The organism is Mesonia mobilis DSM 19841 (genome assembly GCF_000423405.1).
In the GTDB taxonomy this organism is placed as follows: domain Bacteria; phylum Bacteroidota; class Bacteroidia; order Flavobacteriales; family Flavobacteriaceae; genus Mesonia; species Mesonia mobilis.
In genome coordinates this window covers 226391-243110 of sequence record NZ_AUHX01000005.1, presented here as the reverse complement: position 1 = coordinate 243110, position 16720 = coordinate 226391, and the positions used below count along the sequence as shown (strand labels likewise).

The 16720-nt window shown below is 35.6% G+C and carries 13 protein-coding genes and 1 other RNA gene; 7 read left to right on the top strand and 7 right to left on the bottom strand.

From position 1 onward, the window contains the following. Positions 1 to 2 precede the first annotated feature (2 nt). A complete protein-coding gene (locus tag G551_RS0105495) occupies positions 3 to 281 on the bottom strand; it encodes a DUF2752 domain-containing protein (RefSeq protein ID WP_027884610.1) in 279 nt (92 codons plus the stop codon). Between the two features lies 1 nt (position 282). Further along, the gene (locus tag G551_RS0105490; RefSeq protein WP_027884609.1) at positions 283 to 2235 is read right to left on the bottom strand and encodes a T9SS type A sorting domain-containing protein; all 1953 of its coding nucleotides are present in this window, start codon (positions 2233 to 2235) and stop codon (positions 283 to 285) included. 98 nt (positions 2236 to 2333) lie between these two features. On the opposite strand from G551_RS0105490, the gene G551_RS0105485 reads away from it, so the two are divergent. Next, positions 2334 to 2525, top strand: a complete 192-nt coding sequence (locus G551_RS0105485) for a hypothetical protein (protein ID WP_027884608.1) — start codon at positions 2334 to 2336, stop codon at positions 2523 to 2525. Beyond that, positions 2518 to 3063 carry a Smr/MutS family protein gene (locus G551_RS0105480; protein WP_373294457.1) on the top strand — a complete coding sequence of 182 codons (546 nt, stop codon included), beginning with the start codon at positions 2518 to 2520 and terminating at the stop codon, positions 3061 to 3063. The genes G551_RS0105485 and G551_RS0105480 overlap by 8 nt, the downstream gene beginning before the upstream one ends. 2 nt (positions 3064 to 3065) lie before the next feature. Here the strand turns inward: G551_RS0105480 and G551_RS0105475 are convergent, their stop codons facing one another. Next, positions 3066 to 4076: a hypothetical protein gene (locus G551_RS0105475; RefSeq protein WP_027884606.1), complete on the bottom strand. Its 1011-nt coding sequence runs from the start codon at positions 4074 to 4076 to the stop codon at positions 3066 to 3068. Between the two features lie 106 nt (positions 4077 to 4182). Here G551_RS0105475 and G551_RS0105470 point away from each other — a divergent pair, with 106 nt between their 5' ends. Further along, on the top strand, positions 4183 to 5328 hold the full coding sequence (locus G551_RS0105470; RefSeq protein WP_027884605.1) for a cysteine desulfurase family protein: 1146 nt from the start codon (positions 4183 to 4185) through the stop codon (positions 5326 to 5328). A 135-nt stretch (positions 5329 to 5463) separates the two neighbouring features. On the opposite strand, the gene G551_RS0105465 is transcribed toward G551_RS0105470, so the two are convergent. Together G551_RS0105465 and G551_RS0105460 are read right to left on the bottom strand one after the other, a co-directional pair. Then, complete coding sequence (locus G551_RS0105465) at positions 5464 to 7929, bottom strand: TonB-dependent receptor (protein ID WP_027884604.1); 2466 nt, start codon at positions 7927 to 7929, stop codon at positions 5464 to 5466. Positions 7930 to 7940: 11 nt separating this feature from the next. After that, positions 7941 to 9644, bottom strand: a complete 1704-nt coding sequence (locus tag G551_RS0105460; RefSeq protein ID WP_027884603.1) for a M23 family metallopeptidase — start codon at positions 9642 to 9644, stop codon at positions 7941 to 7943. Positions 9645 to 9811: 167 nt separating this feature from the next. On the opposite strand from G551_RS0105460, the gene G551_RS0105455 reads away from it, so the two are divergent. From G551_RS0105455 to rny, 4 genes are all read left to right on the top strand, one after another. After that, a complete protein-coding gene (locus G551_RS0105455; protein ID WP_027884602.1) occupies positions 9812 to 10102 on the top strand; it encodes a hypothetical protein in 291 nt (96 codons plus the stop codon). 9 nt (positions 10103 to 10111) lie between these two features. Next, the gene (locus G551_RS0105450; RefSeq protein ID WP_027884601.1) at positions 10112 to 10408 is read left to right on the top strand and encodes a cell division protein ZapA; all 297 of its coding nucleotides are present in this window, start codon (positions 10112 to 10114) and stop codon (positions 10406 to 10408) included. A 64-nt stretch (positions 10409 to 10472) separates the two neighbouring features. Continuing rightward, a non-coding RNA gene (gene ssrS / locus G551_RS16395) (6S RNA) lies at positions 10473 to 10581 on the top strand. Positions 10582 to 10635: 54 nt separating this feature from the next. Beyond that, entirely contained in the window at positions 10636 to 12207 is a 1572-nt protein-coding gene (gene rny, locus G551_RS0105445) for a ribonuclease Y (protein ID WP_027884600.1), read from the top strand. Between the two features lie 54 nt (positions 12208 to 12261). Here the strand turns inward: rny and G551_RS0105440 are convergent, their stop codons facing one another. Then, on the bottom strand, positions 12262 to 15282 hold the full coding sequence (locus tag G551_RS0105440) for an AAA family ATPase (RefSeq protein WP_027884599.1): 3021 nt from the start codon (positions 15280 to 15282) through the stop codon (positions 12262 to 12264). 152 nt (positions 15283 to 15434) lie between these two features. Next, entirely contained in the window at positions 15435 to 16646 is a 1212-nt protein-coding gene (locus G551_RS0105435; RefSeq protein WP_027884598.1) for an exonuclease SbcCD subunit D C-terminal domain-containing protein, read from the bottom strand. Between the last annotated feature and the right edge of the window lie 74 nt (positions 16647 to 16720).

Here is a 16720-nt window from a genome sequence, read left to right as displayed (position 1 = left end):
ACTTATAGAATGAATTGCTTAAAAATATAACTGATTACTATAGTAGCAATACTTATTATTGTTAAAGATGAAACCATTTTTCCGTAATACTTGAAAGGAGAGATAAGATTTACCAAAATGCTTAAGCCTAATAAAACTAAAGGGTAAATAGCCGGATACATGAAAAAAGCTTCGGTAAGATCTCCATGAAGAAGCATTACCAAAGCTCTTTGTCCTCCGCATCCCGGGCAATCAAAACCAAAAAGTTTTTTATGCAAACAAGGAAGCATATATTTTTCCATATTAACCTCTATTTAAGACGCTAATTTTTTTAGTTGAAACAACATTGTCTTGAGTTAGAATTTTAACCACATAGACTGATGCTGCTAAATTAGCGGTAGAAAATGTGTATCTATCATTTGTCCCAAGATTTACTTTTTGAATTACTTGTTTACCGGTCATATCGTAAACTGTAACCGATTTTAAATCTACTCCCATTGGGTTAGCAACTTCTAATAATTGGCTGCTGTTATTTTGAAAGATATCAAAACTTTCAGCGATATCGTTACTGACAGAAAGGTTTTCATCGTTTTTGAATGTGATTTCATATTTATTCAAATGATAGCCTATAGGTAAAGTTACATAATAGGTGTCGTTTTTAATTGAGTGGTAGGTGTCGTTTTCTAGGTCATGTAAATAAACCTCTTCGGTATCGAAATTTTCAAAACTATGAACTTTAATGGCAAGATCTTTTTGTTCAAGTAATTTGATGTAAAGTGGAATATGATCATTTTCATCAAAAGGTCTAATGTCGATCGTGTAATTTTTATTGTCTAATTTAAAACCAGCATCAGAAGCAACAGAGTTTATATTGAAAGCATCACGAGCAACATCGATTCCTGTTGTAGCTTCATTATTAAAGGCTAAGGCAATCTGTCTTGTATAGTCATCATCAAAAGCAATATTGAATCTGATTTTTGGAACAACGTTTTCTGAATTCAAGTCATTATTAGTACTAGCAGCAGTATTCTGACTTGAGTTTCTTCCAAATACAGAGTTATTAGCCGTACCTTCTTCCATATACAAACGATGCGTGTTCTTAAATTGAATATCTACACCCGCATAATTATCAGAACCATCTAAGGTGTTATTAGCTCTAACAACAAATCCTTGTCCTATTGCTAAAAATCTTCTAAATTCTGTTACCCCAGTTTGTTCAGCACCAGAACCATCAACAGGAACACCACTTCCTGTGTAATTATAATAGGTTGGTGGAGTAAAAACCCCGTCAGAAGTACAATTCCCGTCTGGTGAATAGCTAGAATAACCTCCAACATAATCAGAAATATTGTGAGACTGTACAGAAGGGTCACTTGACCAAAAATATGCAATTCCGGTGGTAGCATCTTTTCTTGATACTATTTCGCCACCTGTACAATCTGGATTTACGTTGCTAGGTACAAGATTTCCTTCTTCATCGAACACCGCTGAATTTTCAAGTAAAAAATAATTAAGGTTAAAAGCAGATGGGTAAGGGTTACCTACTAAAATAGTTTCTCCTATCGATGTTGTAGGGACAGTAATAAGCCCATCATTTGGTCTTCCTCTAAAATCATACCTTTGATTTGCTCCACTATTATTTAAAACTCCATTTACCTCTGTGTTATCTGAACCATTCACCCCTTTCATAGTAAATCCTTCTCCCGCGTTAATAGTTTGTGATTCTTGAACGTGAACCCAGTCTGCATAGTCATTACTACCGGTGCTAACATATTTCCAAATCCAATATCTCGCAATATTTAGTATACCTCCATTCGCACTAAAACCATTATTGGCAGTGGTCATAGTTACAGGATTACTCGTTAATGTGGTTAAAGGCGCGCTAAGTGAAGCTACTGAGAATTGACGATTTCCATCAATAGAACCGCTTCCTTGATTACTTACCGGCGAAGACCAGTAATTATAATCGTAAGCGTAAGTTGTACCTTCTTGATAGACAGAAATAGAACCATTACCAGAGTTTTGAGAAGCGTCTGTTCTTCCCTGAACAATCTGACCATCTTCTCTCAAATAAATACTTGCGATATCAGTATCGCTATTTCTTGTTAAATCAATGTCGTCGTTAACGTATAATACAGTTCCTTTAATATACATATAATTGTCTGAACCAGAATCACCTGTGGTTGGTCTTACCGATAATTGAGCAAAACTCGAAGTAGCAACTAATAAAAATAGAAAAAGATATAAGTTTTTCATATGCGCAAATTTTAGTCAAAAGTAATACTTTTGTATTAAAGTACATAAAAAAAACCTGAATATAAGGTTTTTATAACATTTTATTAGCTATACTTTTTATGAGTACCAAGAAACAACTTTTTTCAACTCTATTAATTTTAATTGGCGGAGTGCTACTAGTTTATACTATGATTAACGAACAGTCAAGTGTTTATTTTAAAATTGTAGGGATTATTTTTTTAATGATCGGTTTATTTAGAGCAACCAGAGTTTGGGTAGACGATAATAAAAAAGATGAATCTAATGAGTAGTTTTAATATAGGTGATTGGGTAGAGGTACTCGATGATGATATTTCGGGTACTGTAAAAGGTTTTAACAGTGATGGTCGAATCTCTATTGAAACGGAAGATGGTTTTGAATTAACGTTTTTATCTAATGAATTGGTTGGCCATTTCGATGATGCTATAGAAGTAGATAGATCTGCTCTTCAAGATGTAATTGTTGAAGAAACTTCTTCTAATTCCAAAAAAAGAAAAAGTACTAAAAGGCAAAAATCTATCCCGCCAATGGAAGTAGATTTGCATATTCACCATTTAACAAATTCTACTAAAAATATGACAAATTTCGAGATGTTAAATCTTCAGTTAGATACAGCTCGAAGTCAGTTAGAGTTTGCCATTCGTAAACGCATACAAAAAGTTGTATTTATTCACGGAGTCGGTCAAGGGGTTTTAAAGGCAGAATTAGAAACGCTCTTAAGTCGCTACAATAATGTAAATTTTTATGAAGCTAGTTTTAGCGAATACGGTGCAGGGGCAACCGAAGTCTATATTTACCAAAACAGCTAAACCTAGTTAACCTCCAACACTTGGGTGATCGTTACATCAAACCTACCTAACACTAAAGTTTCAACTGTAATTTGCTCATCACTATTATTATTGTTGAGCGTAATGTCGTTTGCAATAACAATAGTTCTATAGGTTCTGTTGAGTGTTACATTTCTGTATTGATCGATCACTAATTCTGTCGTAGAACTGTCGTCTAAGTATAACGGAACACCACTGTTATTTAAATCGTCAGTTGGGTTTAAAATAATATTGCTGTTATCTAATGCATTTAGATCTTCGTATCTGGTAATTACGCCGTCACCATCATCATCTTCATCTAAATAATTTAAAATTCCATCTTGATCGGTATCGGGTAAATCTGTTGCCGGATCACGGAAACCTTCAATATTATCAGAAATTTCAATAGACGTTGGTACATTATCATTATCGTCATCTTGATCTAAAAAGTTAGGAATCCCGTCACCATCGGTATCAAAATCAGGATCTAACGGATCGGTAGCTTCATAAGGACCATTATAACCATCGGGCGCATTGGCTAAGGTTGGAATACCATCATTATCATCTTGTGCGATAACTCTTGTTGTAAAAGTCACCGTCCCGCCATTCACGCTTGTATATTCTTGCGAAACTTGTGGAGAACTTGGCGGAATGTTCTGGCAGAAATAATCGTTCGGGATATCGGCATTAAATCTTCGGTAAACAATTCTGTTCGAGTTACTAAGTTCTATGGTTTGTGACGTGTCGATCTGTACATTTCCGTTTTCATCTAAAATATTTACAAAACTTCCGGTGAAACCATTTCTATTGAAGTTTAAAACAATACTTTCTCTCGAATCATTATTGATATTGTAGATCTGAATATCATTTGTGAGATTAATCATATCTAAAGCTCCACTGCAATAACTTAATTGGGTTTCATTATCATAATCAAAAGTAGTGACAATAATATCGCCATCATCACAAGAAGTAATGGTAACAAGTAGAAGTAGAAAAAAAGATAAATTTTTGATCATCGCTTTCATTTTGCACAAAAATAATTGAAATACGTATTTATAACGTCTAATACCTTAAATAATTTTAAAAGTTTTATTTTTGCGGGCATTAGAAAAAACGACACCCATGAAAAACGTTTATTTAGATAGCGCAGCCACTACACAAATGCGAACAGAAGTAATCTCTAAAATGACAGAGGTAATGCAGGTTTACGGTAACCCATCTTCAACGCATACGTTTGGGAGAACTGCCAAATCTTTAATAGAAAACGCAAGAAAAACAGTTGCCAATTATTTAAAGGTAGAAGCTAAAGAAATCGTTTTCACATCGGGTGGTACAGAAGCCGATAACCTTATTTTAAATAGTGCGGTAAGAGATCTTGGAGTGAAGAGAATTATCACTTCAAAAATTGAACATCACGCCGTTTTGCATTGCGTCGATCAATTAAAAGATTGTTTTGAGGTTGAAGTTGATTATGTGAATTTAGATGAATTTGGTTCGGTAGATCTTCAACATCTAGAACAATTATTACAGCAAAACGATCAGAAAACCATCGTGAGTTTAATGCACGTGAATAATGAAGTTGGTAACATTTTAGATATCGAAAAAGTAGGGAATCTTTGTCACCAGTACAACGCACTTTTTCATAGCGATACTGTACAATCGGTGGGGCATTTTGAACTGAATCTAAAAGAACTTCCTGTAGATTTTGCTGCCGTAAGCGCACATAAATTTCACGGACCAAAAGGCGTTGGTTTTGCCTACATTAAAAGTAATAGCGGACTCAAATCCTTAATTTTCGGCGGTTCGCAAGAACGTGGCGTAAGAGCAGGAACCGAGTCGGTGCATAATATTGTTGGATTAGAAGAAGCCTTAAAATTAGCTTACGATAATTTAGCAGAAGAGCAGCAGCAAACCACAGCGCTTAAGACACACTTTATCGATCAGTTAAAAAAAGAAATTCCCGGAGTAAAATTCAACGGAAACTGTTCAGATCTAGAAAAAAGCACCTATACTTTAGTGAATGTTTGTTTGCCCATCCCGGCAGATAAAGCCTTAATGTTATTGTTTCAATTAGATCTAAAAGGGATTGCTTGCTCAAAAGGTAGCGCCTGCCAAAGCGGTAGCGACAAAGGCTCGCACGTGTTAACCAACATTCTTTCCGAAGAAGATCTTCAAAAACCATCGATCCGTTTTTCATTCTCGAGATTCAACACCAAAGAAGAATTAGATTATGTGGTTCAGGTTTTAAAAGAATTTATCGAAGCTTAATCAATCTATATTTTGGGCGTTTCCCTGCGGGTCGGGCTCTCGGTAGTCGCTTTTTTTATTTGTTTTTCAAAAACAAATAAAAAAGAGCTCCAACAAAACCTCGATCCCTAACGCGAAGCTAAATTCAACTTCCGCTTAAAACTTCATACTCAGTTTTAAATTAAAAACTCTTGGCGATAAATAATTAGGTACCGAATATAAATTCTGTGAATAAACATCGCGCACAAAAGTATTGGTAATCGCATTTTGGTTATCAAATAGGTTAAAGATCTCGAAACCAATACTCAATTCTTTAAAACGGTTTAACCAATGCCCTTCAGGATGTTGATTATTTCTATCGGCAAACACATAAGAGAAACCGGCATCGGCTCTTCGGTAATCACGTAAACGCGTTTGGTAATCGTAAGGATCTGCATAACTTGGCGAACCTCCCGGTAAACCGGTGTTGTAAACCATATTTAGGTAAAACTTCAACGCAGGGATCGCCGGCACATAATCCTGAAATAACACTGCAAATTTTAACCGCTGATCGGTCGGCCTAGCAATGTAACCTCGATCGTCAATATTTTCTTCCGTTTTCATATAACCAAAACTTACCCAACTTTCTGTCCCCGGAACAAACTCACCGTTCAGTCTTAAATCTAATCCGTAGGCATAAGCTTCAGCATTATTTCTGGCGCGATAACGAATACGTACATTCTCTATCGTATATGGGTTTACATCGGTGATCGATTTGTAATAAGCCTCAGAAACCAAAGTAAAAGGTCTTCCGCCTAATTTAAAACTGTAATCGTTGCCTAAAACAATATGTGTCGATTTTTGTGCTTTCACCTCTGGTCGAACCGCTCCGGTAGAATCTCTTAAAGCTCGGTAAAATGGTGGTTGATAGTATAAACCACCCGAAAGTCTAAAGATCATATCTTTTTCCCAATTGGGTTTCCAAGCTAATTGACCACGAACACTGGTGACTTGCTGAGTATTACTTTCAATATTTTCTCCGCTAATATTCCACACGTGTGTTCTGGCACCGGCGTTGATGTAAATTTCTGCGCTATCAATTTCAGTTTTGTAACTCCACTGCGCAAAAGCTTGAAATCTATTAATTTGAGTTTCGTTAAAAGCTCTTATATTGTTGTAAGGAGCAATTTGCGCATCGTAAGGCTCGTAAGGCTGATTATTCTGAAAATCGTCAAAAGGCGGACGAATAGAAAATCCTGCAGAATCGATAATTTCATATTCTCGAACACGATCCCTAATATCTTCGTGGGTATATTTAATTCCGTAGTCAATTTTATGATCTTCTTCAGTAATCGTTCCTAAATGCTGAAGGTTAAAAATTAAAGCATCTAAATCGTTACGCGCGTGGGTAAGTTGAGAACCAACACCTTCGCTAAATTCTACTTCACCTACATTTTCACCACCAATATCGGTATTCACTTCGCCTAAACGGTATTGTGCCAAAATATCAAAATATTCTTGTTCTTGGGTGTTGTAAGCAGAAGCGATCAACTTGGTCGTATAATTATCTGAAACCTCGTAAGTCGCTTTAAAAGCTCCGAAATAAGTTTCATATTGATCCTGTTCTTGACCTTCATAGAATATAAGCAAGGCCATTGGGTCTGAGATCGTTCCGAAATTGGTTTGTCGCGTTAAAGGCTCATAATCGTATTGGTTAATAGCGATATTTCCTAAAAAACTCAATTCAAACTTTTCACTAAACTGGTAAGTAAGGTAAGTTTGTGCATCGGCAAAACGAGGTCTAAAATTTGTTTCGGTTTCTTTTGCGTTTACAAACAAGCTGTTATCTCGGTAACGAATACCGGCGATACCGGAGAATTTTCCGTTTTCAGAAACGTTTTCTATAGAAGCGCTTCCGCCTAATAAACTTAAATCTAACGAAGCTCCAAAATCTACCGGACGACGATAAGTAATATCGAGCACCGAAGAAAGTTTGTCGCCATATTTTGCTTGAAAACCACCGGCAGAAAACTCAACATTTCTAACCATATCGGTGTTCACAAAGCTTAATCCTTCTTGTTGCCCAGATCGAATTAAAAACGGACGATATACTTGAATTTCATTTACATAAACCAAATTTTCGTCGTAATTACCACCACGTACAGCGTATTGAGAGCTTAATTCGTTGTTAGAAGTAACTCCAGGTAAAGTCTTTAAAAGATTTTCTACTCCGGCATTTGCTCCCGGAATTTTACGTATCGTTTCCGGGCTTATCGTGGTAATACCTTCTACACGGTTATTTCTGTTTCCGGTAATGGTTACTGTTCCAATTTGTTCGACGTCGGTTTTTAAGACAAAATTGAGTTCAACCTTTTTATTTGCGGTAATTGGTGAGATAGTTGTTTCAATTTTTTTGAATCCTACATAAGTAATCGTTAAAACTACTTCTTGGTTTGCCGGAAAATTTAATTCGTAGTAACCATTTTCGTTGGTTTGTGTCCCGCCGTTTGTGTAGCTTATGTTAGCACCGGGAACAGGGACGTCGTTTTCATCGAGAATAATACCTTCGATGGTAGCTTCTTGCGCGTTAATGTATGTCGATATAAATAGAAATAGAGGGAGTAAAAAAGAAAAATTTCTCAAGAGATCGTGCTTTAATTTTTTCTGAAAAATGTGCCTTCAAATGTAGTACTATTTCCAACATTATCAACGACAATAATCTTCAAATTGTTTTCTGTTTCGGTAGTATTTACTTCATCATTAAAATCGTAAACCAAGCTATTGGTTTTATAATCGTATTCCATTAATATAAATTTTCCGTTAATGGTGCCACGATAACTGCTAATACCCGATAGATCATCAGAGATTTTAAACTTAAGGTAACGGTAATTCGACATCCATTTTTTATTTCTGAAATTTACCGGTTGCACTAACGGTGGTGTATTGTCTACCGCTAATTTGTAAGTTCCGAAGTTTTTGGTTCGGGTCGTAAAACGATTTTTCTTTTTATAGGTGGTTGAATAATACGGTCGACCCCAATCGCTCATTCTTGCAATAAAAAGCTGTTCTTTATCTTCATCATTAAATCGACTAACATCAAAACCAATGGTAATATTTTGATGCAGCGCGGTTGTTGGATGGTGAACATTTATACTTTCGCCATCGGTACTAATGTCTAAATATTCATCTTTATATAAAGCGCCTCGCGGAATATAAACATCGAAACCATCTTCATCAAAAGCCGTAGCTTGCGATGATTTTACAAAATAATTGGTCTTTTTTGTTTCTGGTTTTTCTATATTTTCTGAAGGAATTTCTTTAGGAGTAATTGGTATTCTTACTACAGAAGTGTTGCCTTCGTAGTCTTTAATTTCAATCTTATAATTGTAATCTAAACTATCGTTCACTTCAACATAACCTTGGTCTTCTTGATATTTAAAAATACTAAGTGGATTGTTATTAGTGATGAATAACTTCTGCACCGTTTCATTTTGACTTTCTTCCAGCTCATAATCGATATAATCATTAATGTAACGAGATTCAGCAAAAGAGAATTTATTAAAATCGACAGTAAGTAATTTTTTACCGTTTAAAAAGGTTTCAATCGTATTTACGCCATTTTTGTTAGCAGCATAATTCAGTAAGTCAACGCTATTAATTCCGAAGCCAATTTTACCGTAAGCCTGAAGATGTTCTGTTTTATATTCGCCATTTCCCATAGGGATCACGCGAAGTTTCTTGCGTTCTGCTTTGGTATCGATATGTGCGTTTTCAGAAATAGGATACACGTACATTCCACGAACAATAGGGTAGTGAGCGTCTTTAATATCGATCCCAAATTGCATAGGATTCATAGGTCTGGCTTGACTATCTCTAATTTCAAAGTGTAAATGTGGTCCGCCGCTTCCGCCGCTGTTTCCGCTATAAGCGATAAGTTCTCCTTGATCAACGCTTAATTCATTTGCCTGCGGAAAAACCTCGATCTCATAACTCTCTTTCGCGTACTGACGCTCTTTAATATATTTTTCAATTTCTGGCGCAAATTCTTTTAAATGTGCATAAACGGAAGTATAGCCATTAGGATGCTGTATGTAAAGTGCTTTACCGTAACCAAAATGAGAAATTTTAATTCTGCTCACATATCCCGATGCCGATGCCACCACAGACAAGCCGGTTTGTTGATGTGTTTTAATATCCATCCCGCTATGAAAATGATTTGATCTTAACTCACCAAAAGTTCCCGACAGAATTAATGGTATTTCCAGCGGACTTTCAAAGTAATCTTGCGGAAGGTTTTCTTGTGCCAAACCAAATTGAATACTGAATAAAGCAAAAAAGACCAAAAAATATAATTTCATAAAAAGTAATGTTAGCGTTGTAAGGGGCTGGGGTTTAAATATAAAAACTTCTATTTAATCTAAAAACACATTTTTTACCTGTTTTAGTATAAAAATTAGAAAGAAAACTGTTGGCATATTGGTAAAGGTATGTTAACTTTGTCTGTGAAGTATTACGTGAAGTGCAGATGAGTAAATTGGTAGAAACAGTTGATTCACTAGAGAATAAGATTAGTAAATTATTACATAAATACGAGATTTTAAAGCGTCAGAATCGAGAATTAGAAGAAAGCTTAGAGATCGAAAAACAAAATAATCAACAACTAATAGTAAAAATTAGTTCTTTAGAAAATCAAACCCAAACACTCAAAGCTGCTAACGCAATGCTGGGCAGTAATGAATATAAAAGAGAGACGAAACTAAAAATAAACAGCTTAATTAGAGAAATTGATCAATGTATTGTTCAACTTTCTGAATAAACATTCTGTATGAAGAATGAAAAGTTGAAAATAAAGATTTCGATTGCCGATAGGGTTTACCCGCTTACGGTTTTTCCGCAACAGGAAGAAGGTTTGCGTAAAGCGGCTAAAGAGATCGAACGAGCAATTAAGCAATTTGAACAGAGTTATGCTGTTCGTGATAAGCAAGATGTATTGGCCATGTGTGCCTTGCAATTTGCAGCTAAAAACGAGCAGAAGTCCATCGATAATAGTAACCAAGTAACTGAAGCAGAAGAGAAACTAAATGCGTTAAATCATCTGTTAACCGAGTTCTTGGCCAATTAATAAAATACGTTCTTTAAAATAAATTAAGGTTTACTGCCTGTATTAGTTATTATCTATTTGATAAACTCAACACTTATCAATTAAAAAGGGTGAGTCTAAGTTGTAAAAGCAAGCCGTCTTCGAACGGATCCTTGATCAGCTTGTTAGCCCTAAACCTGTTTTATACGGAGTTTATACAAAAATCAATGCTAATACAGGCTTTTTTTATACATATACATCAATAAATTATGGAAATATTATCAATAGTTATCGGCGTTGTAGCGCTTATTATAGGTCTGGCAATAGGCTTTGTGATCTCTAAAAATTTAGAGAAAAACAAAGCAGATTCTGTAGTGAAAGAAGCTGAAAAAGAAGCAAAATCGATCATAAAAGAAGCCACTGCAGAAGGCGAGAGTAAGAAAAAAGATAAAATACTTCAGGCAAAAGAAAAGTTCATCGAGCTTAAAGCAGAACACGAAAAAGTAATTTTATCGAGAGATAAGAAAATTGCTGATGCAGAAAAAAGAACTCGCGATAAAGAATCTCAAGTTTCTAGTGAATTAGCTAAAAACAAGAAACTTAATAAAGACCTTGACGAAAAAGTAAAAGATTACAATTATCGAAACGAATATTTAGAAAAGAAGCAAGAAGAGATCGATAAACTTCTTGAAAGTAAGGTTAAGCAATTAGAAGTAATTAGTGGGTTAAGTGCAGAAGAAGCCAAAGAACAGTTAGTAGAATCGTTAAAAGAATCTGCGAAAACAGATGCAATGGCATTGATTCAAGATACTATTGAAGAAGCCAAACTTACTGCTCAACAAGAAGCAAAGAAGATCATTATTAATACCATTCAAAGAATTGGTACCGAAGAAGCCGTAGAAAATTGCGTTTCTGTATTCAATTTAGAGAGTGATGATGTAAAAGGTAGAATTATTGGTCGTGAAGGTCGAAACATTAGAGCGATCGAAGCGGCAACAGGCGTAGAAATTATTGTAGACGATACTCCGGAAGCAATTATTCTTTCTTGTTTCGATTCCGTGCGTCGTGAAGTAGCTCGTTTATCGTTACACAAATTAGTAACCGACGGAAGAATTCATCCTGCGAGAATTGAAGAAGTAGTGAAGAAAACCCGTAAGCAAATCGATGAAGAAATTATCGACATTGGTAAACGTACGGTGATCGATCTTGGAATTCACGGATTACATCCAGAATTAATAAAAACAGTAGGTAGAATGAAATATCGTTCTTCTTACGGTCAAAACTTATTACAACACTCGCGTGAAGTTGCTAAACTTTGTGGAACAATGGCTGCAGAATTAGGCTTGAATCCTAAGTTGGCTAAAAGAGCAGGATTGTTACATGATATTGGTAAAGTGCCGGAAACAGAAACAGAAGTACCTCACGCTATTTTAGGAATGCAATGGGCAGAAAAGTATGGTGAAAAAGAAGAAGTGTGTAACGCGATCGGAGCTCATCACGATGAGGTTGAAATGACATCGCTACTTTCACCTATTATTCAGGTTTGTGATGCGATAAGCGGAGCGAGACCGGGAGCAAGACGCCAAGTATTAGATTCTTACATTCAGCGTTTAAAAGACCTAGAAGATATTGCTTTTGGTTTTGGCGGAGTGAAAAAAGCTTATGCGATCCAAGCGGGTAGAGAATTACGTGTGATCGTAGAAAGTGAAAAAGTTTCAGACGATAAAGCCAATAACTTATCGTTCGAAATTTCTCAGAAAATACAAACCGATATGACTTATCCTGGTCAGGTAAAAGTGACGGTAATTAGAGAGACAAGAGCAGTGAATATTGCGAAGTAAAAACCCTAATTAAGATACAAAAAAGCCACGAATAAATTTCGTGGCTTTTTTTATTTATACAATTGTCAAACTACTATAACCTTGTCCGTTTTGCGTGAGTTGAATCTGCGTTGCGATACGCTCTTTTAAACTTTCTACGTGACTAATCACCCCGATCATTTTAGAAGATTCTGCCTGTAAAACCTCTAAGGTGTCGAGCGTTTGGTCTAAAGTCTCGGGGTCTAAAGTTCCAAAACCTTCATCGATAAAGAGACTATTAATTTCTATATTTCTAGAAGCCAGATCAGAAAGTGCTAAAGCGAGCGCTAAACTTAAAATAAAGGTTTCGCCACCCGAAAGCGTTTTAATAGAACGCCGTTGTCCGCCCATATGCTCATCGATCGCAACTAAACTATCATCTTCTTCATCGGTTGGTTGATCGATGCGATAACGGTCGCTTAAGTTTTCTAAACGTTTATTAGCAAGCAGAAGTAGTTGCGCTAAGGTTAAATCTTGTGCGAAGTTATTGAATTTATTTCCTGTAGAATCTCCAATTAATTCGTTTAAAATTTGCCAATGCTCCGATTGTTTAAGCTGTTTTCCTACTTCATTTTGCAGTTTTTCAATTTGTTTTAAGTTGTCTTTTTGGTTTTCTAAAAGACGAGAAACCGTATTAAACTCAGTTTCATTTGCTTGCAGTTTTTCTTTTCCCTGCTGAAATTGCTCTTGCAGCTTTTCAAGACTTGTTTCGTTATCTTTTTCTTGTAGCTTTTTGATTTCGTCCTGTAATTTTTTCTGAAGTGTTTTTAACTCAATACTTTTTTGTTGAAGCTGTTCTCGCTCTTTTTGCCAAGCCTGAGCTTCTGTAGCGGTAAGTCGTAATGATAAAGCCTGTTCAATACTTTGGTAGCCTTTTTCGGTAAGTTGGGCAGTGAGCGTTCTGGTTAATTTCGCTAATTTCTCGTTTACTTCAGCAAGCGATTTTTCTGTAGTTTCAAGTAATTTTTGCTGCTGAACAATATTTTGTTCATTTCTATTCCAAGAAGTTTCTACAGTGCTGATTTCTTTTTCAAACTCTTTTCCTTTAAAAAGTGTCTCAATCGCTTCACTTTTAGCTTTTCCTTTAGCGATCAACTCCGCTAATTCTCTAGATTTTTTTGCTAATTCTTGAAGTTTAGTTAAGCTTTCTTTGAGTTCTTTAGCTTGATCTAATTCTTTTAAATTTGTTTCTAGTTTCGTTTCCATTTCAGCAAAAGATTGCTCTTTTCTCTGCTGAAGAATTACAGCGAAATTTTCTTGAAAAGCATTTTCTTTTTCAGCTAATAAGCTTTCAGTTGGTTTAATTTCTTTTTCAAGCTTTTCTTGTTGCTGCTGAAATCGCTTCCAGTCGGATTCTTCTCGCGTATGCTGTAGTTGTAATTGCTGAATTGTTTTTTGCAACTGTTCAACTTCTGTTTTTAAGTGATTCTTAACTTCTGGATGCGCTGAAGCAAACGGATGATGCGTCGATCCGCATAACGGGCAAGGTTCATTTTCAACCAAATCTTTACGAAAATCTTCTAGCTGTTTTTGCAATTGCTCAACTTCTAAGGTTTTTTGTTTAGCCTCGAGCTGCGCATTTTTCAGTTTTAATTCTTGCTGAATTTTTTCTACTTGTTGTGGTAAATTTTTTAAAGAATCATTGATTTTTTTAAGCTCTTCCGATTTTTGGTTGAGGTCTTTTTTTAACTGATGTTGTTGAAAATCCTCTTTTTCAGCAGCACGAGTTAGTTTTAATTGCTGCTGAATTTCTTCTTGCCAAATAGCAACCGATTTTTCTTCAAGCTGAAATTTCTTATTCAACTTTTCGAAAGCGCTAGATTTTTCGTGTTGCTTTTCTTTTAATTCTTGCTGAAAAACGACAGTATTTGAAGGCTTTGAACTAAACTGAAAGTCTTTTAGTAGACCAGAAATATGTTGTTCTGAAGTTCTGTAAACCGATAATAATTCACTTCGCTCTGCAATTAAAGTTCTAACTTTTTCTTTATAGTTATTTAATTTTTCTGAAGCATTTTGTGGACTAATTTCCAGCTGAAAAGTTGAAGAAAACTCCGTTTGTAAATGCGTTCGTTTTTCCTGAAAATCTTTTAAATTCTGCTGAATTTCTTCAATTTGCGTTGAGTTATTTTTTTGCTCTTTTTGAAGGTTTTGCCAAGCATTCAAATCTTCAGCGAAAAACTGAATTTCTTCGTGTTGCTTGAGTTTTTTTCCTTTTTCTTTTTCAAATTCAGCAGTAGAAGCTTTAATTTGTGTAATCTGTTTTTCGGTAGCTAGAAGTTCTTTTTGTTGATGCTGTAAGTTTTCTTTCAACTTAATCGCTTCCGAATTTTTTTCAATAGAAAGGTTGAAGTTTTTCTTTTCGAGTTGCAGCTTTTCAGACTGAGTTTGCTTTTCGACATAAACTTCTTTAGCTAATAATTGCTCTTTAAAAGTTTCAATTTTAAGTCGCTTTTCTTCGGTGTCTTTTTTTACCTGATTGTATTTTACATAAGCCTCTTGACCAATTCTGCGGTAAATTTGGGTTCCGGTGATTTTTTCTAAAAGTGCACCGCGTTCTTTTTTAGGTACTTGTAAGAATTTGGCAAATTCGCCTTGCGCCAATACCACAGATTTGATAAATTGATCGTAGTTTAAGCCAATTAATTCTTCGTTTTTACCGGGAACATCAGACTTTTTTAAATCTAAATGTCCGCTTTCTACATTTGCCAATTCCATATGATAATCGCGTAGATTACCGGTTCTGGCAGTAGAAATTTGCCAAGTTGAAGCGAAAATTCCCTGTTTACATTCGTAGGTAATTTTGGCGTAAGCTTCTTTTTGATTACGCGTAAGAATTGCACCTTTTTTTAAAACTTCAGAAGTACTCAATTTTCCCAATCGCGGCACTTGATTAAATAGTGCTAAAGAAATGACATCGAGAATGGTGGTTTTTCCACTTCCGGTGGGTCCGGTAATGGCAAATAAACTGTTTTGCAAAAACGGTTCTTTGGTAAAATCTATTTCGTGCTCGCCACGTAGCGAGTTGATATTTTTAAAAGCTATTTTTAATATTTTCATTCAAGTTATTTTATATCTTGACCTTAGCTATTTTAATTTACGTCATGCTGAATTTATTTCAGCATCTCATCAAAATCATTTACACTTATAATGTGATCTTGAATCAACACTTCGACTTCGCTCAGTATGACAGTTCAGGGTGACGAAAATTTTTAATTTCCGGAATTCACTTCCTCTAATAATTCTTGAAAAGCTAGGTTCACTTTTTCTTTGACTTCTTCTGCATAACTGTGTTGCGACAACAGTTTCTGAAAGACTTCTAGCGGTTTTAAATCTTCTAAATGCTGATGACTTTCAAACAACTTTCCGCTTTCTCGTAACTGATTTTTAAAAGTAGCTCTGTGTTTTACGATCTCGAAATTGGCTTTCTCAAAATTGGTTACTAAATCGTCTAATTGCGCAATTAAATGGGCATCGTAATTTACTTCTTTCAATTCAACTTCAATCAAATTAGTTAAACTGCCTTGCGACTCTAAACTGAATAATTTCTGCTGAATTTCAGCAATGCTTCCACTAATACGAATTAATTTTCGAAAACTTGGGACAGCGATACTTTTGGGTTCAAAACCATTTTCAGTATCGATGAGCAACAACCTTTTTTCATCTTTACGCTCACTAAACGAAAGTGGGAGCGGAGAACCACTGTAAAACGTAGGGATTTGTGCATTTACGCGTTGCGGTTTGTGAATGTGACCTAAAGCTACGTAACTAAATTCTGTACCAAATTGACTGGCTTGAAAAGCCGCTTGATTCCCGATCTGGATATCGCGTTCACTGTCAGAACTTTCAATACCGGCTGCATATAAATGTCCCATCGCTAAAACAGGAAGTTTGGGGTAGAGATCTTTACTGGTTTTTGCGGCTTTCGTAAAAGTTGCTTCAATGCCTTTTCTAATGGCTTCAATTCTGTTTTCGTAAACAACTTCTTCATCGATCGATCGCAAATCACTATCACGTAAAAATGGGATGGCGGCAACGATGAGCTCGTTTTCTCCTTTTTTATTCTGAAGCGGAATTAAACATTCTTCAACTTTAGAAGGCATTCCGCCGATAACGGTCACATTCAATTCATTTAAAATTTCTTTAGGCGCATCGAGCATACTGGGCGAATCGTGATTGCCGCCGGTAATAATGAGTTGACAGTTGGTTTTTCTTAGCTGAAGTAACGCGCGGTAATATTGTTTTCGAGCTTCTGCAGAAGGGTTTGCCAAGTCAAAAATATCTCCTGAGATTAAAATGGCTTCAATTTCTTGTTCGATGATCAACTTGATTAACCAATTGATAAACAAGTCGAAATCTTCGTATAAATAATGTTTGTGCAGTTTTTTACCAATATGCCAATCGGCGGTATGTAGAATTTTCATAAAAATTGAATGTCAAGAAAAAAAGAAAGTTCAATTTACGAAGTTAAGCGATGTCATAAAAGAGAGAAGTTGTG